The sequence below is a fragment of the Spongiibacter sp. IMCC21906 genome (assembly GCF_001010805.1).
Taxonomy (GTDB): Bacteria; Pseudomonadota; Gammaproteobacteria; order Pseudomonadales; family Spongiibacteraceae; genus Spongiibacter.
Genome location: NZ_CP011477.1, coordinates 1,565,726 through 1,583,181, shown reverse-complemented (window position 1 = coordinate 1,583,181; position 17,456 = coordinate 1,565,726). Strand labels below are relative to the sequence as shown.

Sequence of the window (17,456 nt, the reverse complement as noted above, 5' to 3'; positions counted from 1 at the left end):
CGGACCACACATGAAAAAACGCAAAAACACTCGGCAACTTATACTTCAGGTAGCCGAAAAGCTATTTGCCCAAAAAGGCTTTGCCGCCACAGCGGTGACTGAAATTGCCTCGATTGTTAACATCAGCAGTCCCGCAATCTACAAGCATTTTCCTAATAAACTGGCTATATACGAAGAAGTTTGTCAGGGGTTATTCACCCCTCTGGCAGAAGCGACCAAAGACTTAGACGCCAGCGCCGACTTTAGCGAAACCCGCCAACAGATCCAGAAAATCATGGCATTACTGACGGAATCACCCAACGTTGCCAGACTGATACAACATGCCACCCTCGCGGAAGATGAAACCCTCACCTTATTGCGTGAAAAATGGTACCGGCAGTTTTTTTCTTATATCAGCGCCTCCGCTGCTGACCCGCAGCGAGAATTCTTGAGCATTCCCACCGCCATGGCTTTCCACTCCATGATCCTAGGTTATGTCACCTTGGCTCCCCTGCATAAGTCGCTATTTGGGGTTGATCCTCTAGAAGAAACACAGCTTGAAGCCCAACTTCAGCTGCAAGAAAAAATGGTCGACGGTTTAAATGCGCTGATTCAAAGCCAGAAAAATGCCTGAATTCACATTTCAGACCGGCGTTTAGCAATCAATTTAATAAGCCTAGTAGCGCCTCTGCGCTTTGGGTCAATTCGTCTTGATGCAGGGTTTCCAAATCTTCCATTTCAGTACGCAATTTGCGCTGCCGAGCCACCGGTAAGTCTTTCCAAGCTTGATGTGTCGGAATATGCGCCAACTTTGCGGCCATCTCCGTAAAAGCCTTACCCGCAGAGGTGATCTCATCGGGGTGGCCCGGTTGGTCCAGCAACACGGCAATACGCAGCGACACTTCACTAGCCTGAACTTGCCCTGCCAAATAACTGCCCGCCAATATTCTTACCCCCTCTAAGGCGCTCAGAGAGGTTTCACTGACACGCTGCTCTTGCGCACGCTGAAGCTGACGTTGTTGTTGACGCAACTGCGACACCGCGCGGTACGCCATTGCCGCCAGTACCACCACAATGAACAGACCCACGGTAAGTAAAACCCATGCAAAAATCGGCATTTATCCTCCAAAATCACTAAATCTTAAGACTTCTATCGTCGGCAAGCCCCTTGAGCTGCATTATAATGGCCGCCCTCAAAATGGGAGAGCAAAAGTGAGCACCCCTGACGCAATTATTTGGCAAGACGATCAACTGCAGTTATTGGATCAGCGTATCCTGCCGACAGCCGTGACCTATATTGCCTATAAAAACCCCGTTGACGTAGCCCAAGCTATTAAAGATATGGTGGTACGCGGCGCCCCTGCCATCGGCATAACAGCCGCTTACGGTATGGCCCTTGCTGCCAGATCTCTGCCCCAGCAAAGCACCACCGCCGATTGGGCAGCAGCCCTTAAGCCTGCTCGCGAGGCACTGGCCCAATCACGCCCCACGGCAGTTAACCTGTTTTGGGCACTGCAACGCTGCGATGAAACCATCGAAAACCACGCTAATACCAACGACTTACCGGCACAGTTATTAGCGCTAGCCAAGCAAATTCATCACGAAGACATGGCCATCAACCAGCGTATTGGCGAACACGGTGCTGCACTTTTACAAGGTCAGCACCACGTTTACACCCACTGCAATGCAGGGGCTCTTGCCACCGGCGGCTACGGCACCGCACTGGGCGTCATTCGCTCAGCATTTCGGGATGGAAAAATTGCTGGCGTGATTGCTGGCGAGACACGCCCTTGGCTGCAAGGAGCAAGGCTCACCAGCTGGGAGCTTATGCAAGAAGGCATTCCCGTCACCCTTGCCATTGAAGGCGCCGCAGCGCAGCTAATGCGCCAACACAAACCGTCTTGGGTTATTGTCGGTGCTGACCGCGTGGCCGCCAACGGCGATGTTGCCAATAAAATAGGGACTTACAATTTAGCCATTATCGCCAAACACCACGGCGTTAAGTTTATGGTTGCCGCACCCACGTCCACCTTTGATGCCCATATTGACGGCAAGGACATTCCCATAGAACAACGCCCAGCTGAGGAAATCACCCACCAAAATGGCAAGGCCGTTGCTCCCGACGGTATCAGTAGTAGCAACCCCGCCTTCGATGTCACCCCGGCAAACTTAATTGATGCTATCGTCACCGAGTACGGCGTGGTAGAACGCCCTAATAGAGACAAGATACTGGCGCATTTGCAGGCCGCCAGCACTAGTTCCGCGACCGAAAGACAGGCAAACGTGCATGATTGATCGCAAAACATTCTATCAACAGGCTACTGCATTGGCTGCGGCTGGCGACGCACTTTATCAGCGCGGCTGGGTACCCGCGACCAGCGGCAATTTTTCTATGCGACTCAGCGAAAATACCGCGACAGTCACCGCCTCTGGCAAACATAAGGGCCGTTTAGCGCCAACGGATTTTATTGCCGTTGACCTAAGCGGCAACACACTTACCGACGGCAAACCCTCCGCAGAAACAGAGCTTCACACACAGCTCTATGCCCGCTTTACGGACATTGGCGCGGTTCTCCATTGCCACTCCCCCAAAGCAACCGTTTTATCTATGCTAATGGGCGAAAGCACCGAGCTGATTTTTGAAGGCTATGAACTACAGAAAGCTTTTGCTGGCATCAACAGCCATGACAGCCGAGTCACCATCCCTATTTTTGAGAACAGCCAAGATATTCACGCCCTCGCCCTTGAAGTGGACCAATACCTCATAGCGCACCCCGACTGTCCCGGCTACCTCATTCGCGGCCACGGAATTTATTGCTGGGCTGATAGTCTGGACAATTGTATGCACAGGCTGGAAGCGCTGGACTTTTTGCTGTCCTGCGAGCTGGAAATGCGGCGCCACCACTGAGGAAAAACAATGACAACGCTGAAAATTTTTGCCGACACCAATCAACATGACGCTATTTGGAGCGGAGATAAGCCCGCCGATATTGCCAAAAATTTAAAAGAAGCCGGTATACGCTTTGAACAGTGGTCAACCCGGGACGATATTCTGGCCGGTGCCAACCAAGATGCTGTCATTGCCGCCTATCAGACTGAAATTCGCAAATTGATCGATGAAGAGGGCTATCAAACCGTCGATGTCATCAGCCTGAACAGCGACAACCCGCAAAAAGACGAACTTCGCCAAAAATTTCTCTCCGAGCATACCCACAGCGAAGATGAAGTGCGTTTCTTTGTTCAAGGCCAAGGACTGTTTGCCCTGCATATTGGCGACAAAGTTTATGAGGTGCTCTGCGAAAAAGGCGATCTCCTCAGCGTCCCCGCCAATACCCCCCACTGGTTTGACCTAGGTCCCTCACCAGACCTGGTGGCAATTCGTTTTTTTAACAACCCGGATGGCTGGGTCGCCCATTACACCGGTAGCAGCATTGCTGATCATTACTCCCGAATTGAGGCCTAAGCATGATCAAGGCGATTGTCACCGATATTGAAGGCACCACGAGCGCCATCGACTTTGTTCACAAAACACTCTTTCCCTACGCGGCGGCAAAACTGCCAGACTTTGTCAGAGCAAACGCCAATACCCCCGCCGTGAAAGCCGTATTAAGGGAAACCGCCCAAATTGCGAATCTAGATACCAGCCACACTGAAGCATTAATTCAGCAACTGTTGGACTGGATTGCCGAAGATAAAAAGATCACCCCACTAAAAACCATACAGGGGCTGATCTGGGAAGACGGCTATCGCCAGGGTGATTACCAAGCGCATATGTATCAGGATGCAGTGACAAAGCTAAAAGAGTGGCACCAGCAAGGCATTCCTCTTTACGTTTATTCATCCGGCTCCATTCACGCTCAAAAATTATTCTTTGAATTCAGTGAAGCAGGCAATTTACTGCCACTCTTCAGTGGCCACTTTGACACCACCACCGGTCCGAAAAAAGAAGCCGCCTCCTACCAGGCAATTCAACAAGCCCTGAATATACCGGCAACAGACATCTTATTTCTTTCAGATATTGTCGAAGAACTGGACGCCGCCAGCGCGGCAGGATTTCAAACCGCGTGGATTCAACGCGACCAAAGCCTCATCCAAAAGCCGCCTCATCAATGTTTAGAAAGCTTTAGCAATCTAGACTTGTCATGATGGTGAAGAGAGGAGCAACTCTTCTCTTCTTTTAACAGCAATATGTTAACGCAAGCTCTCATTGAGCTTGTCCAGCACCTTCTGACCGGGGCAAAGTTCAGACTCCCCCAGTGACCGCAATGGAGTTTTACTGGTACCGACCACCTCATGCAGATCTTGCGAATTTTCATCCATAAACAGCAAGCCCGTCAGAATTTGGTCCTTGGCTTTATAGTCCTTAATCAAACGTAGCGCCGAGCGGCGGCTACTGATATTCAACTCCGGATCGGCTTTGTGCAAATGCACTACCGAGCCATCGTGAAGCGTCACTTCTTTAGACTCACCGTCTCGATAACTGGTGGTGATTTCATTTTTAAAAGGGACATAATCTACGGTGCCGGTTGCCGCCAGATGCTCGCGTACGTGACTGTAGCCTTTGGTAGAACCGGGATTATTGTTAAAGGTAACACAGGGCGATATCACATCAATAAAGGCAAAACCGCGATGACTGATTGCGGCTTTGATTAAAGGCACCAGTTGCTCTCGGTCACCAGAAAAGCTTCTGGCAACAAAGGTCGCACCCAGCTGCAGGGCCACACTGACAAGATCAATGGGCTCAAAGGGGTTAGGCTCACCTTTTTTGCTGATAGAGCCTACATCCGCAGTCGCCGAGTCCTGACCCTTGGTTAAGCCATAGCAGCCATTATTTTCTACCACATACATCATATTTAAATTACGACGCACCGCGTGGGTAAATTGGCCCATGCCAATTGAGGCCGTGTCACCATCACCTGAAACACCCACATAAATCATATCCCGATTTGCCAGATTGGCACCGGTTGCCACCGACGGCATACGTCCGTGTACAGAGTTAAATCCGTGGGAGTTACCGAGGAAATACGTCGGGGTTTTAGATGAACAGCCAATGCCGGATAGTTTAGCGACATTGTGGGGCTCAATGGACATTTCAAAACAGGCTTGCACAATCGCGGCACTAATCGAATCATGTCCACAGCCAGCACATAATGTAGAAAGCGCGCCTTCATAATTTTTGCGGGTATAACCAAGTTCGTTCACCGGCAGTTCGGGATGACGAAAATTAGGTCGGATATAAGTCATCGCTATTTCTCCTTGCCAGCAGATTTTTTACGCATTGGGGTAACGTTATCCCCCTTTGCTACCGCGGCTATTTTGTCGCGAATAAACCGCGCTGTAATCGGCATACCGCCGTAATTTAAAATCGGCAGCAGTTGCTTGGGCGAGACTTCGCACTCATTCACAAGCAAAGTACGCAATTGACCATCCCGGTTTTGTTCAATTACGAAAACGGTGTCATGACTGTCGATAAAATCATCAACGTCTTTGCAAAAAGGAAAAGCCCGAATCCGTAAGCTATCTACCGCCACCCCTTCGGCTGCCAACATATCGATGGCCTCTAAGGTCGAATCTCGGCTGGTGCCAAAGTGAATCACGCCAACCGCACTCCCGTCCTTACCAGCTTGAATCAGCTCCGGTGCCGGAACTTCGATCTTGGCGGTTTCCCATTTAAGCAGCAACCGTTGCATATTCTGCTCGTAAGCCTCGCTGTCTTCGGTATACACCGCATATTCATCGCGAGAGGTGCCGCGGGTAAAGAAACTGCCCTTGGTGGGATGGGTGCCCGGATAAGTACGATAAGGAATGCCATCGCCGTCTACATCTAAATAACGGCCGAAGCGCTCGTTCATATTCTCTAGCTGTTCTTCGTTGAGCACTTTGCCACGACGATAGTGACGCTTGTCGTCCCACCGCAGGGGCTCAGACATATTGTCGTTCATGCCCAGGTCCAGATCGGTGAGCATAATCACTGGCGTCTGGAGTGTCTCAGCCAAGTCAAAGGCTTCGGCGGTCATATCGAAGCATTCTTTTGGCGTAGCCGGAAACAGCAACACGTGCTTGGTATCGCCGTGGGAGGCGTAAGCACAGGCCAAAATATCAGACTGCTGGGTGCGGGTCGGCATACCTGTGGAGGGGCCCGCGCGCTGCACATCAATCAATACTGTGGGTATTTCAGCAAAATACGCCAACCCCAAAAACTCACTCATCAGCGAGATGCCGGGGCCGCTAGTGGCCGTAAACGCTCTAGCGCCATTCCAAGACGCGCCAATCACCATACCAATGGCCGCCAGCTCATCTTCAGCCTGTACGATTGCGTAATTTTTATGGCCGCTACCGGGATCAATACGCAAACGTTTGCAGTATTTTTCAAAGCCATCCACTACCGAAGTGGATGGCGTAATGGGGTACCAGGCTGCAACGGTGGCGCCACCGTAGATGGCACCGAGTGAGGCGGCTGTATTGCCATCTATCAATATTTGATCACCGACGGCATCACGGCGCTCCACTCGAATACCCAGCGGACATTGAAAATGCTCTTTGGCGTAGTGGTAACCCAATTCTAAAGCGTGGACATTTGGCGTAATCAGTTTTTCTTTACCGCGAAACAAGTCCGCAACCAAGTTGGTCAACACCTCAAACTCAATATCCAACAGTGCAGATAAAGCGCCCACATAGATTACATTTCGGAACAGCTGCTGTTGACGGGGATCTTTATATTCTCGCTGGCAAATATCTTTTAAAGGAATGCCAATATAGTTTATGTCATTGCGCACTAAGCGAAGATCCAGCGGCTTACTGGAGTCATAAAGGAAGTAGCCACCCGGTTCGACCTCTTTAACATCCTTGGCCATGCTCTGGGGATTAACACAGACCATCATGTCGACCCCACCCCTGCGACCCAAATAGCCCTTGTCACTCACCCTCACTTCATACCAGGTCGGCAAACCCTGGATATTAGACGGGAAGATATTCTTAGGACTCACCGGCAAGCCCATACGGAATAACGACTTGGCGAACATATTGTTAGCACTGGCAGAACCCGTGCCGTTGACGTTGGCAAATTTAATAACAAAGTCATTCACTGCGGTAATCTGTTTCATGCGGCACCGCCTTGTTGCCCAGCTTTGGTCACCGAGTAATAAAACTTCTGCATATCCCAAGCCGAAGTGGGACAACGTTCAGCGCATAAACCACAATGCAAACACACATCTTCGTCCTTAATCAGCGCTCTACCCGTGGGTAAATCTTCTGATACAAACAGATCTTGCTCGGTATTTTTGGCTGGCATTTTCAGCTTCGAGCGCAGAGTTTCTTCTTCGTCATTAACCGTAAATGTCAGGCAATCCGTTGGGCAGATATCCACACAGGCATCGCACTCAATACAGCGATCTTCGGCAAATACGGTTTGCACATCACAGTTTAAGCAGCGCTCGGCTTCTTTAAATGCCGTGGCGGCATCAAACCCCAGTTCCACTTCCAGCTTACGGTCATTCAGGGTTTGCTTAAGTTCAGCCTGAGGCACCACATAGCGGACATCGTCTTCTATCTGACTGTCGTAACTCCACTCATGAATACCCATTTTCTGGCTGACCAAGGTCACCCCCGGTGGCGGCCGCTTTGTTACATCCTCGCCCTGACAAAACATATCGATGGAAATGGCCGCTTGATGGCCATGCGCCACTGCCGTAATCACATTCTCGGGACCAAAGGCGGCGTCACCACCAAAGAAAACGCTGGGATTACTAGACTGGAAGCTCACTTTGTCTACCACCGGCATATCCCACTCGCCAAAATTGATACCGATATCCCGTTCAATCCAGGGGAAAGAGTTCTCCTGACCAATCGCAACCAGAACATCATCGCAGGAGATTAACACCGGCTCTTCGCCAGTGGGTACGAGTGAGCGTTTGCCGTTATTATCGTAAACCGCTTCGACCTTTTCAAAAATCACACCGCTTAAGCGCCCCTCTTCAACCACAAATTCTTTCGGTACGTGATTATCATGAATGGGAATACCTTCATGCTGGGCATCTTCTTTTTCCCAGGGCGACGCTTTCATCTCTGCAAAGGGACTGCGCACGGCAACCACGACCTCTTCGCCACCCAGGCGACGGGCCGTTCTGCAACAATCCATCGCGGTGTTGCCGCCGCCCAGTACAATCACCTTTTTGCCCACTTTCTCAATATGGCCAAAGGCAACGCTGGAGAGCCAATCAATGCCAATATGCACATTGGCATCGGCTTCTTCCCGGTTAGGGATGTTCAAGTCCCGTCCCCGAGGCGCGCCACTGCCCACAAATACCGCATCGTAGCCCTTATCCAACACTGACTTAAGGCTATCGACGTAAGTATTGAAGTGAGTTAACACCCCCATATTGAGGATTAAATCGACCTCTTCATTGAGAACGCTTTCAGGTAACCGGAAGGCAGGAATCTGGCTGCGCATAAAACCGCCACCCGCGGGCTGGTCATCGTAAAGGTCGATGTTGTAACCCAGCGGCATTAAATCCCGGGCCACCGTTAACGACGCCGGTCCGCCGCCAATTAAAGCAATGCGCTTGCCATTTTTGGTTTTGGGGATGACGGGAAGGCGGTCTTGTATATCGGATTTGTTATCGGCCGCCACACGTTTGAGACGGCAAATCGCCACGGGTTCTTCTTCTACCCGACCCCGCCGACACGCGGGTTCGCAGGGACGGTCACAGGTGCGCCCCAATACGCCGGGAAAGACATTAGACTCCCAGTTAATCATGTAGGCATCGGTATACCGTTGGGCGGCAATAAGCCGAATATACTCAGGCACTGGCGTATGAGCTGGGCACGCGTACTGACAATCGACGACCTTGTGGAAATACTCCGGGTCTCGGATATTTGTAGGTTTCAAGCAAACTCCTGCACTGTTATTTTTAAATTCATGCTATTGATGCTACTGCCCAGACTTGTTCGTTAGGCAGCGAAACTTGTTCAGGAATTACACCACATCAATATTCAAAATTCAGCATAAAAATGGCGTCATAGACGTCGTATTCATTGACCGCTATGCTGGCAGCGAAGAGCTTGAGGGAAAGTTGCGCCATAACAAATCTACGGATTGACTAAACCTCCACCAAAACTCCCGTTCGAATACGAACAAGAATTCAAGGCGAAATTGACCATAAATATTGAGTGAGTTACCAAGGTCACAGCCGAGCCTAAATCGGCGATGCTGCTCACCTAAGCTGAGGCCAACCATACTCCAGCCCAGCATACACACTGACCGACGAAACATTTTTGGCTAAGTAACGCCAATACAACGACAACAAGGACCCCACATGTCTGAGACAATAACGCCCTTTAAAATCGACATTCCCCAAACGGCATTGGACGATTTAAAAACCCGCCTTGCCATAACGCGCTGGCCAGAACAAGAAACCGTCAACGATTGGTCTCAGGGTGTGCCGCTGCACAAACTCAAAGCTCTATGTGAGTACTGGCAAAACGAGTACGACTGGCGTAGCTGCGAAGCCAGGCTCAATGCGCACCCTCAATTCATTACTCCTATCGATGGTCTAGACATTCACTTTCTGCATATCCGTTCACCCCATGACAATGCCCTGCCAATGGTGATGACCCACGGCTGGCCCGGCTCAGTATTGGAGTTTATGGATGTGATTGGCCCCCTCACCAACCCCACTGAATATGGTGGCGATGCCAACGACGCCTTTCACTTGGTTATACCCGCACTGCCCGGCTACGGCTTCTCGGGCAAACCCGAGCAAACTGGCTGGAGCATTGAGCGCACCGCTAATGCGTGGATAACATTAATGCGCCGCCTGGGCTACGCCAACTTTGTCGCTCAAGGTGGTGACTGGGGCTCTGCAGTGACTGGGGCTCTGGGCAATATCCACCCCCCTGAGTGCTTAGGGATTCACCTGAATATGGCCATCGCTTTACCTAACGAGGCAGAAAGGGCAAATCTCAACGATAAAGAAAAAGCCGCCCTCGCCTCTTTTCAGTTTTATCAAGACTGGGATTCGGGCTATTCCAAACAACAAAGCACTCGCCCCCAAACCGTGGGCTACGCCTTGGCAGACTCCCCAGTGGGGCAAGCAGCCTGGATCTACGAAAAGTTTTATGCCTGGACCGATAATAACGGCGAACCGGAAGACGCCTTAAGCACGAGCAAAATCCTGGACGACATCAGCTTATACTGGCTCACGAATACCGCAGCTTCGTCGGCACGGCTGTACTGGGAGAGTTTTAATAGCGCTTTTGGCTCTGGCTTCGAAAGCGATATTCCGGTGGGAATTTCTATTTTCCCCAAAGAAATTTTCCGCTCGGTAAAACCCTGGGCAGACCGCAAATACCCCAATCTACGTTACTGGAACGAGTTAGAGAAAGGCGGTCACTTTGCCGCCTTTGAACAACCAGAAACTTTTGTAAATGAGGTTCGCAGTTGCTTTAAGGCAATGCGATAGCACTTAGCGGCTCGCAAGTAAGGATGACTTGTGAGCCGCTCTAAACCTCACCGCGTCATAAGCTTAATCATGACTCACAATATGGCCCGACTGAGGCCGCAGTAACAAATCCTCTACCACCACATTGCGATCCATTTGGTACATTTGCAAAAAAACCTTGGCGACATCAGCTGTAGGCATCAGCTGGCCTGGATCAATGCCGCTCTCCTGCCATGACGGCGAATACGTCGGGCCGGGAGAAACGGTGCACACCCGAATATTTTTGCCCCTCACTTCTTCTCGCAGTGCTTTGCTAAACCCCATAACCCCGTGTTTAGCGGCGCAATACGCCGACACCCCAGCATAACCTTCAACGCCCGCTGTCGAGGCCATATTAAAAATATCCCCCTGCCCCGCTGCCAGCATCTTGGGCAACACCATTTTGCTCAACAAAAACGTGCTGCGTAAGTTGGCGTTGATAATGTCGTCAAACTCCGCTGGACTCATATCCATCACGCTTTTCCCCAGCCAACGCCCGGCATTGTTGATTAGCACATCCACCTTTCCCAAGGTTTCAGCCAACTCCGCCACGGCTTTTTCATCGCTGGCATCAACCGTCAAAACCTGCACCGCTTCTGCGCCACCACAACGCTCTGCAACCGCTTTTAAACCCTGCGCATTACGGGCAAGCAATGCCAATCGAAATGGCTGTGCTGCATTGGCAAAGCATTCTGCAACCGCAGCACCAATCCCCTGGGAAGCACCACTAATCAAAACCAGCGGCGCGGTAGATACACTCATGTCAAAATATCCTGTTAATACAAAATCGATTTGGGCATGCTAACCAATTCTGCCTACTTTGGCTCCCCATTCCCCAAACCTCCAATGGCAAAAATATGACTGCCCATAATTTAGATAACAAAGCGCTGCGACTATTTATTGTGTTGGGTGGTTTCTTTGTCGCCAATGCCCTGTTGGCAGAACTTATCGGCGTAAAAATATTTTCCTTGGAGCAAACGCTAGGCCTGCAAAACGCAGATTTCCAGATCTTTGGCGTCGACAATCTCTCGTTTAATCTCACTACCGGAGTGCTGTTATGGCCAGTGGTATTTGTAATGACCGATATCATTAACGAATACTACGGCAAGCGGGGCGTGAAACTGCTTTCCTACCTTACTGCAGGTTTAGTGCTATATGCCTTTGCGCTAGTGTATGTTGGCATCCAACTAGTGCCCGCCGATTTTTGGCCCCAGTCGCATTTAGCTGCCAACGTATCTTCCAGCGAGCAACTCGCACTGAAGCGAGATGTCGGCAACCTCAATACCGCCTTTCAACTTATTTTTGGCCAGGGCCTGTGGATCATCATCGGTTCCCTGATCGCCTTTCTGATCGGCCAACTAATTGACGTTGTGGTGTTTCATCGAGTGAAAAAGCTGACTGGCGAGCGCTACATTTGGCTTCGGGCAACCGGTTCAACTCTTGTCAGCCAGCTGATAGACAGCTTTGTGGTGTTGTTTGTCGCCTTTTATATTGGCGCGGGCTGGAGCCTGTCATTGGTACTGGCAATTGGCGTAATGAACTATATTTATAAGGTCTTTATCGCCATTGCCATGACGCCGTTGCTGTATGTGGCCCACCATTTTATCGATGCGTATCTGGGCGAAGAGCTGGCCAGCAACATGAAAAACCAAGCACTGGGTGAAGACTGAGGCGGCGCGGGCACTGACTTCCACTTTTATACCAAACGCGATGCTCGATCTTGCCAGTAACGGTCTCGAACCAATCGCTTTAATAACTTACCCGCTTCATTGCGAGGTAATTCCTCGACGATATCCACCGATCGCGGGCACTTTTGCGGCGCCAGATACTGCCGGCAAAATGCGATAACGTCTGCTTCAAAATCGTTGGGGAGCGTATTGTCACCCTCAATTTCAACTACCGCCTTCACCACCTCGCCTAACTCTTCATCGGGCACACCAACGACAGCAACATCAGCTATTAGCGGGTGTCTGTGCAATACATTTTCAGCCTCTCGGGGATACACATTAACGCCACCGGAAACGATCATATCGGCTTTACGGTCGGTGAGATAAAGATAGCCATCCTCGTCCAAATACCCAATATCACCCAGTGTTGCCCAGCCACCTTCAATAAAAGCGTCTTTGGTTTTATCGCTATCTTTGTGATATTCAAAACGCTTGCCATTGCGCATATAAATTAGCCCCGGCTCACCTGCAGGCATCTCTTCACCCGAGCTGTCATCGACTATTCGCAACTCACAATTTCCCGCGGGACGCCCCACCGAACCTTTATGCTCAAGCCACTCCGGCGAGCTGATATAGGTGTGTCCCACCGCCTCGGTGCCGGCATAAGTTTCACCCAATATCGGCCCCCACCACTGGATCATCTGCTCTTTAATGGGTATAGGACAAGGCGCGCCCAAATGTGCCACACAGCGTAAAGAGTCGTGGCGATACTTCTCCTTCACCTTGCTATCAAGGCACAATATTCGAGTAAACATGGTGGGAACAAAAAGCCCGTGGGTCGCTTGATACTCATCAATCGCCGCCAAGCACGCCTCAGGATCAAAGCGTTTAAAACTAATCACCGTACCACCCAAACGGTGCAGACAAATCATAAATCGTCCCGGCGCAGCGTGATAAAACGGGCCCGGATTAATAAACACCGTTTGGTCACTAAGCTGGTACATTTTCTCCAACATAGCCAAGCGCGGTGGTGGCTCCTCCGGTGGGGCATCTGGCAGCGGTGAGCGTATGCCTTTGGGTTTACCGGTGGTGCCCGAGGAGTAAAGCATGGAGGGCCCTCGACGACGCCCCTTTAATGGCCTTGGCTCACAAGCCTGCAGCAGCACCTCGTAGTTAGCGAAAGCGCCAACCTCCCCATCTACCATCAAATACTGGCACTGCTGAGCAAGATGCTGCGCCACCTTCACAGCAGTATCCCGCAAAGCAATGGAACTGATCAGTAATTTAGCATCGCAATTGTCAACAATGTACGCCACTTCCTCTACTGTCGACCGGCTGGGAATACAGGCATAGGTAATACCGGCGTTTTTAGCCGCCCAACAAAGCTCCGGATAGCAAATATGATTTTCCAGGAAGATCGCAATGGTATCGCCTTCTTGCAAACCCAGCGTGGTAAGCAGCTGAGCACCACGATCACTGCGCTCCACCAGCTGGCCATAACTGAGGATTTGCCCCGTGTCAGCCATAATAAGTGCCGGCCGCTGGGGATTGTTTTGGACAAAAAGACGTGGATGAGCCACTCTGGCCACGATACACCTCGCTGGTATTGAAATAGCTGTACTGAAACCGTCGCGCAGCAACATCAAGATTGAAAAAATAACATTAGATTGCTAGCATACTATAAACAAGCTAAAGCTTTTATTGTGTGCAAATTAAGTCAGTATTAGCAGCGGCAATCCCGCCCCCGTCTTTTGAGGCTACATAAAAATGACCGCGATTTCTCCTGAAAAACTCCTTGGCTACCTCAAGCAAAATGAGCGGGTATTCGTTTCCGGCAGTGCTGGCGAGCCAATCGCCCTGACAGAAGCCATTGTGACTGCTGCCGACAGCACAGCAAACTGCCACTTCTTTTGCAGTTTTATCCCCGGCGTCAACAAACGCAACCTGTCGACCACTGCTGGCCGTCAAATGTCCGTTTATTTCATGCAACCGAGTTTTGCCAAGCACGACACCGGCAACGTCCATTTTGCGCCAATGACCTACAGCCAAATCCAGCAGTCGCTGACCATGCCAGAAGCCATTGATACCGTGCTGCTGCAAGTTGCGCCACCCGATGAACACGGCCAATGCAGCCTGGGCCCTCAGGGCGAATTTTTACCCAGCGTGCTGACAAACTGCAGTAAGATTTTGGCGGTGATTAACCCCAATGTGCCGAGCTTGCCGAACTCGCCCAGCATTGCTTTCGATAAAATTAGCGCCTATACCGAGAGCGATACCCCGCTGCCGGTCTACGACGCAGGTAGCGAAAATGCCGTTTCTCAAGCCATTGCTGACAATATCGCCTCACTGATCCCCAATGGCGCAACCCTGCAATGTGGCCTTGGCAAAGTACCAAACCAGTTGATGGGTGCGTTATCTCAACACCAGCAGCTTCGTATTCATAGCGGCATGGTCAGCGACAGTTTGTTACGTCTTATCGATAACGACGTATTAGAACCAGGCAGCCCAATTATCAGCACCGTCGCACTGGGTAGCGAAGAATTTTACAAACAATTGCTGGATATCCCCCAGCTTGAAATTTGCGGCGTAGAGCGCAGCCACAATGCAGCGCTATTAGCTGCCGCTCCCAAACTACACGCCGTTAACTCTGCCATCGAGGTCGATCTTTGCGGCCAGGTCAATGCCGAGATGCTCAACGGCAAATCCATGAGTGGCCCCGGTGGTCTACCCGATTTTGCCGCCGCCGCCCGAGCCCAAGCAGACGGCCTCTCTATCATTGCCCTGCCTGCGGCCGACCCCTCTGGCGAGCACTCACGACTAGTTGCATCACTTGCCACAGGCACCTCTATTACCATTCCGCAGTACAATGTGGATGCAGTGGTAACAGAGTACGGCATTGCAATGCTTCGCGGGGTTGATCGAAAAACCCGGGCGAAGCGAATGATTGATATCGCTCACCCCAACCACAGAGAGCGACTTGAACAGGCGTTCTTTAGCTGAGCAGAGAGCATATTTCGCTTTCTTATTGTGCTGTAGCGTACTATTTCGTACCATTACGGCATTACTACGATGATAGTTACTGCGATAGTGACTGCATTCATACCATCTGACCGAGGAGAGCCGCGATGGACTTTACTTTCAATGAGCTGCACAAAGAAATCGATGAGAGCGTGCGGAAAGTCTGTGCCGAGTTCAGCGACGACTACTGGATGGAGTGCGACGAAGAAGCACGCTTTCCAGAAGAATTTTACGACGCCATGGCCAAATCAGGCTGGCTGGGCATTACCATGCCAGAAGAGCTCGGAGGCGCTGGCCTTGGCGTAACCGAAGCTGCCATTATGATGCACGCTGTTGCCGCCAGTGGCGGTGGCCAATCAGCAGCATCAGCCATCCACATCAACTTATTTGGTCCCCACGCGATTGTCGTGCACGGTACTGATGAGCAGAAAAAACGCTGGTTAGAGCCACTGATCGCGGGCAAAGAAAAAGCCTGCTTCGGCGTGACCGAGCCAGACGCTGGCCTGGACACCACCAGCATCAAAACTTTCGCCAAGAAAGTTGACGGCGGCTATATCGTTAACGGCCGCAAAATGTGGACGTCTACCGGTCAAGAAGCGCATAAAATTGTGCTGCTAACCCGCACCACACCAAAAGAAGAATGTAAGCGCCCCACTGACGGCATGACCTTGTTCTACGCTGATTTGGACCGAACCAAAATTGAAGTGCGTCGCATCAAGAAGCTGGGCCGCAACGCGGTAGATTCCAACGCGACCTATATCGATGACTATTTCATTCCTGATTCAGATGTTATCGGTGAAGTCGGCAAAGGTTTTTATTACTTGCTAGACAGCCTAAACCCAGAGCGGGTTTTGGTCGGCATTGAAGCCATCGGTATTGGCCGCGCTGCTCTGGACAAAGCCGCCCAATACGCCAATGAGCGCGTGGTATTTGGTCGCCCAATCGGTCAAAACCAAGGTATTCAACACCCATTGGCAGAAGCGTGGACTTATCTCGAGTCTGCTTACTGGATGTGCTTACGCGCAGCGGATCTATACGACAAAAAATTGCCCTGTGGTGCCGAAGCCAATGCGGCCAAGTTCCTCAGCGCCCGCGCAGCATTTGACGCGTGTACCAAAGCGGTGCTGACCCATGGTGGTATGGGCTATGCCCGTGAATACCACGTAGAACGTTTGTTCCGCGAGTCTATCCTGCCACGCATTGCGCCTGTTACAGAGCAGATGATTCTGTCCTTTATTGGTGAGCGCGTACTGGGACTGCCTAAGTCTTACTAAGACTAGCCTGACAAGCTATGTCAGGCCGGAACAACAAACCCCAGTAGGTTTACTGGGGTTTGTTGTTTCTAAAATAGCGTTTTTTAAATTATGCCTGCCCTGCTTCCAATGCCCTTTGCATTTTTGGAAGAACACGCGTTAAAAGATGTTTAAGCTGCACAAGCTCTTCTTCAGCGCCATCCGAGAAGCGCGCCATTAACTCAGCGGGAATGCAGCTGCACTCCGTTTGTAGCTGCAGCCCTGCCTTTGTCAAAGTGACATTAACTTGGCGCTCATCACGGTTATCCCGCTGCCGGATCAATAAACCTTGCTGCTCCATGCGCTTTAACAGGGGCGTCAGGGTATTACTATTCAACATTGCCTTTTCTCCCACCACACCCACCGAACAAGGCGCATGCTCCCAAAGAATCATTAACACCACATATTGCGGATAAGTAATGCCCAGGGGCGCAAGCTTGTCGTGATACATCCGGGTCACCAGCCTGGAGGCCGCATAGAGCGGAAAACAAAGCTGATTATCCAAGCTCAGCGGATTGTCAGGCTTCGCGAGTACAGATTCAGGCATTTAACGCAGCCTCAATATCGCCAGCCATCTGTTGAGGCTTCGTCGTCGGCGCATAACGTTTAATGGGCTTGCCATCTTTACCAATCAAAAACTTAGTGAAATTCCATTTAACGCGATTACCCAAGGTGCCCGGTGCGCTCTCTTTCAAATAAGCGAATAGCGGGTGCGTATTTTTTCCGTTTACGTCCACCTTTTCGGTAATAGGAAAACTAACGCCATAGTTAATTAAGCAGCTTCCCTCAATCGTCGAAGCATCCCCCGGCTCTTGATTCGCAAACTGATTACAAGGAGCACCCACAACCACTAAACCCTGATCTTTAAACTTTTCATGCAAAGCTTGCAGCCCTTCGTACTGGGGGGTAAAGCCGCACTTGCTCGCCGTATTAACAACTAAAACAACCTTGCCTTGGTAGGCAGAAAAATCTAATTCATTGCCCTGCAAAGTATTTAATTTGAAATCGTAAACTGTCGCCAT

Annotated in this window: 17 protein-coding genes; 9 read left to right on the top strand and 8 right to left on the bottom strand. The window is 50.8% G+C overall.

The window, feature by feature from the left end; translation table 11 throughout:
• Positions 1-10 precede the first annotated feature (10 nt).
• The gene (locus tag IMCC21906_RS07220) at positions 11-613 is read left to right on the top strand and encodes a TetR/AcrR family transcriptional regulator (RefSeq protein WP_047011605.1); all 603 of its coding nucleotides are present in this window, start codon (positions 11-13) and stop codon (positions 611-613) included.
• 28 nt (positions 614-641) lie between these two features.
• Here the strand turns inward: IMCC21906_RS07220 and IMCC21906_RS07215 are convergent, their stop codons facing one another.
• Complete coding sequence (locus IMCC21906_RS07215) at positions 642-1,097, bottom strand: DUF2489 domain-containing protein (RefSeq protein ID WP_047011604.1); 456 nt, start codon at positions 1,095-1,097, stop codon at positions 642-644.
• Positions 1,098-1,191: 94 nt separating this feature from the next.
• Here IMCC21906_RS07215 and mtnA point away from each other — a divergent pair, with 94 nt between their 5' ends.
• Genes mtnA through mtnC form a run of 4 tightly spaced genes read left to right on the top strand, consistent with a single transcriptional unit; the run spans position 1,192 to position 4,125 of the window.
• The gene (mtnA, locus tag IMCC21906_RS07210) at positions 1,192-2,274 is read left to right on the top strand and encodes an S-methyl-5-thioribose-1-phosphate isomerase (RefSeq protein WP_047011603.1); all 1,083 of its coding nucleotides are present in this window, start codon (positions 1,192-1,194) and stop codon (positions 2,272-2,274) included.
• Positions 2,267-2,887, top strand: a complete 621-nt coding sequence (locus IMCC21906_RS07205) for a methylthioribulose 1-phosphate dehydratase (protein WP_047011602.1) — start codon at positions 2,267-2,269, stop codon at positions 2,885-2,887. Before mtnA ends, IMCC21906_RS07205 begins: the two co-directional genes overlap by 8 nt.
• Positions 2,888-2,896: 9 nt before the next feature.
• The gene (locus tag IMCC21906_RS07200; protein ID WP_047011601.1) at positions 2,897-3,442 is read left to right on the top strand and encodes an acireductone dioxygenase; all 546 of its coding nucleotides are present in this window, start codon (positions 2,897-2,899) and stop codon (positions 3,440-3,442) included.
• 2 nt (positions 3,443-3,444) lie between these two features.
• Positions 3,445-4,125 carry an acireductone synthase gene (gene mtnC, locus IMCC21906_RS07195; RefSeq protein ID WP_047011600.1) on the top strand — a complete coding sequence of 227 codons (681 nt, stop codon included), beginning with the start codon at positions 3,445-3,447 and terminating at the stop codon, positions 4,123-4,125.
• Positions 4,126-4,170: 45 nt separating this feature from the next.
• Here the strand turns inward: mtnC and IMCC21906_RS07190 are convergent, their stop codons facing one another.
• Genes IMCC21906_RS07190 through IMCC21906_RS07180 form a run of 3 tightly spaced genes read right to left on the bottom strand, consistent with a single transcriptional unit; the run spans position 4,171 to position 8,866 of the window.
• Positions 4,171-5,223 (bottom strand): 2-oxoacid:ferredoxin oxidoreductase subunit beta, encoded by a 1,053-nt coding sequence (locus IMCC21906_RS07190; protein ID WP_047011599.1) that lies wholly within the window; start codon positions 5,221-5,223, stop codon positions 4,171-4,173.
• A gap of 2 nt (positions 5,224-5,225) precedes the next feature.
• Positions 5,226-7,082, bottom strand: a complete 1,857-nt coding sequence (locus IMCC21906_RS07185; RefSeq protein WP_047011598.1) for a 2-oxoacid:acceptor oxidoreductase subunit alpha — start codon at positions 7,080-7,082, stop codon at positions 5,226-5,228.
• Positions 7,079-8,866 carry an FAD-dependent oxidoreductase gene (locus tag IMCC21906_RS07180; protein WP_047011597.1) on the bottom strand — a complete coding sequence of 596 codons (1,788 nt, stop codon included), beginning with the start codon at positions 8,864-8,866 and terminating at the stop codon, positions 7,079-7,081. The genes IMCC21906_RS07185 and IMCC21906_RS07180 overlap by 4 nt, the downstream gene beginning before the upstream one ends.
• A gap of 427 nt (positions 8,867-9,293) precedes the next feature.
• On the opposite strand from IMCC21906_RS07180, the gene IMCC21906_RS07175 reads away from it, so the two are divergent.
• Positions 9,294-10,439: an epoxide hydrolase family protein gene (locus IMCC21906_RS07175; RefSeq protein ID WP_047011596.1), complete on the top strand. Its 1,146-nt coding sequence runs from the start codon at positions 9,294-9,296 to the stop codon at positions 10,437-10,439.
• Between the two features lie 63 nt (positions 10,440-10,502).
• On the opposite strand, the gene IMCC21906_RS07170 is transcribed toward IMCC21906_RS07175, so the two are convergent.
• Positions 10,503-11,219: an SDR family oxidoreductase gene (locus tag IMCC21906_RS07170; RefSeq protein ID WP_047011595.1), complete on the bottom strand. Its 717-nt coding sequence runs from the start codon at positions 11,217-11,219 to the stop codon at positions 10,503-10,505.
• Positions 11,220-11,314: 95 nt separating this feature from the next.
• Between IMCC21906_RS07170 and IMCC21906_RS07165 the strand changes: the two genes are divergently transcribed.
• Positions 11,315-12,127, top strand: a complete 813-nt coding sequence (locus tag IMCC21906_RS07165; protein WP_047011594.1) for a queuosine precursor transporter — start codon at positions 11,315-11,317, stop codon at positions 12,125-12,127.
• 26 nt (positions 12,128-12,153) lie between these two features.
• Here IMCC21906_RS07165 and IMCC21906_RS07160 read toward each other — a convergent pair whose 3' ends face one another.
• The gene (locus IMCC21906_RS07160) at positions 12,154-13,767 is read right to left on the bottom strand and encodes an AMP-binding protein (RefSeq protein ID WP_082117396.1); all 1,614 of its coding nucleotides are present in this window, start codon (positions 13,765-13,767) and stop codon (positions 12,154-12,156) included.
• Positions 13,768-13,891: 124 nt separating this feature from the next.
• On the opposite strand from IMCC21906_RS07160, the gene IMCC21906_RS07155 reads away from it, so the two are divergent.
• Positions 13,892-15,124, top strand: a complete 1,233-nt coding sequence (locus IMCC21906_RS07155; protein ID WP_047011593.1) for an acetyl-CoA hydrolase/transferase family protein — start codon at positions 13,892-13,894, stop codon at positions 15,122-15,124.
• A 125-nt stretch (positions 15,125-15,249) separates the two neighbouring features.
• Complete coding sequence (locus tag IMCC21906_RS07150) at positions 15,250-16,416, top strand: acyl-CoA dehydrogenase family protein (protein WP_047011592.1); 1,167 nt, start codon at positions 15,250-15,252, stop codon at positions 16,414-16,416.
• Between the two features lie 88 nt (positions 16,417-16,504).
• Here the strand turns inward: IMCC21906_RS07150 and IMCC21906_RS07145 are convergent, their stop codons facing one another.
• The gene (locus IMCC21906_RS07145; protein WP_047011591.1) at positions 16,505-16,981 is read right to left on the bottom strand and encodes a MarR family winged helix-turn-helix transcriptional regulator; all 477 of its coding nucleotides are present in this window, start codon (positions 16,979-16,981) and stop codon (positions 16,505-16,507) included.
• On the bottom strand, positions 16,974-17,456 hold the full coding sequence (locus IMCC21906_RS07140; RefSeq protein WP_047011590.1) for a glutathione peroxidase: 483 nt from the start codon (positions 17,454-17,456) through the stop codon (positions 16,974-16,976). Before IMCC21906_RS07140 ends, IMCC21906_RS07145 begins: the two co-directional genes overlap by 8 nt.

Excerpts from the sequence above, each read along its gene's own strand:
- IMCC21906_RS07220 (WP_047011605.1), top strand. The coding sequence starts at position 11 with ATGAAAAAACGCAAAAACACTCGGCAACTTATACTTCAGGTAGCCGAA.
- IMCC21906_RS07215 (WP_047011604.1), bottom strand. The coding sequence starts at position 1,097 with ATGCCGATTTTTGCATGGGTTTTACTTACCGTGGGTCTGTTCATTGTG.
- IMCC21906_RS07205 (WP_047011602.1), top strand. The coding sequence starts at position 2,267 with ATGATTGATCGCAAAACATTCTATCAACAGGCTACTGCATTGGCTGCG.
- IMCC21906_RS07200 (WP_047011601.1), top strand. The coding sequence starts at position 2,897 with ATGACAACGCTGAAAATTTTTGCCGACACCAATCAACATGACGCTATT.
- mtnC (WP_047011600.1), top strand. The coding sequence starts at position 3,445 with ATGATCAAGGCGATTGTCACCGATATTGAAGGCACCACGAGCGCCATC.
- IMCC21906_RS07190 (WP_047011599.1), bottom strand. The coding sequence starts at position 5,223 with ATGACTTATATCCGACCTAATTTTCGTCATCCCGAACTGCCGGTGAAC.
- IMCC21906_RS07185 (WP_047011598.1), bottom strand. The coding sequence starts at position 7,082 with ATGAAACAGATTACCGCAGTGAATGACTTTGTTATTAAATTTGCCAAC.
- IMCC21906_RS07175 (WP_047011596.1), top strand. The coding sequence starts at position 9,294 with ATGTCTGAGACAATAACGCCCTTTAAAATCGACATTCCCCAAACGGCA.
- IMCC21906_RS07170 (WP_047011595.1), bottom strand. The coding sequence starts at position 11,219 with ATGAGTGTATCTACCGCGCCGCTGGTTTTGATTAGTGGTGCTTCCCAG.
- IMCC21906_RS07165 (WP_047011594.1), top strand. The coding sequence starts at position 11,315 with ATGACTGCCCATAATTTAGATAACAAAGCGCTGCGACTATTTATTGTG.
- IMCC21906_RS07160 (WP_082117396.1), bottom strand. The coding sequence starts at position 13,767 with ATGTTGCTGCGCGACGGTTTCAGTACAGCTATTTCAATACCAGCGAGG.
- IMCC21906_RS07155 (WP_047011593.1), top strand. The coding sequence starts at position 13,892 with ATGACCGCGATTTCTCCTGAAAAACTCCTTGGCTACCTCAAGCAAAAT.
- IMCC21906_RS07150 (WP_047011592.1), top strand. The coding sequence starts at position 15,250 with ATGGACTTTACTTTCAATGAGCTGCACAAAGAAATCGATGAGAGCGTG.
- IMCC21906_RS07145 (WP_047011591.1), bottom strand. The coding sequence starts at position 16,981 with ATGCCTGAATCTGTACTCGCGAAGCCTGACAATCCGCTGAGCTTGGAT.
- IMCC21906_RS07140 (WP_047011590.1), bottom strand. The coding sequence starts at position 17,456 with ATGGCGACAGTTTACGATTTCAAATTAAATACTTTGCAGGGCAATGAA.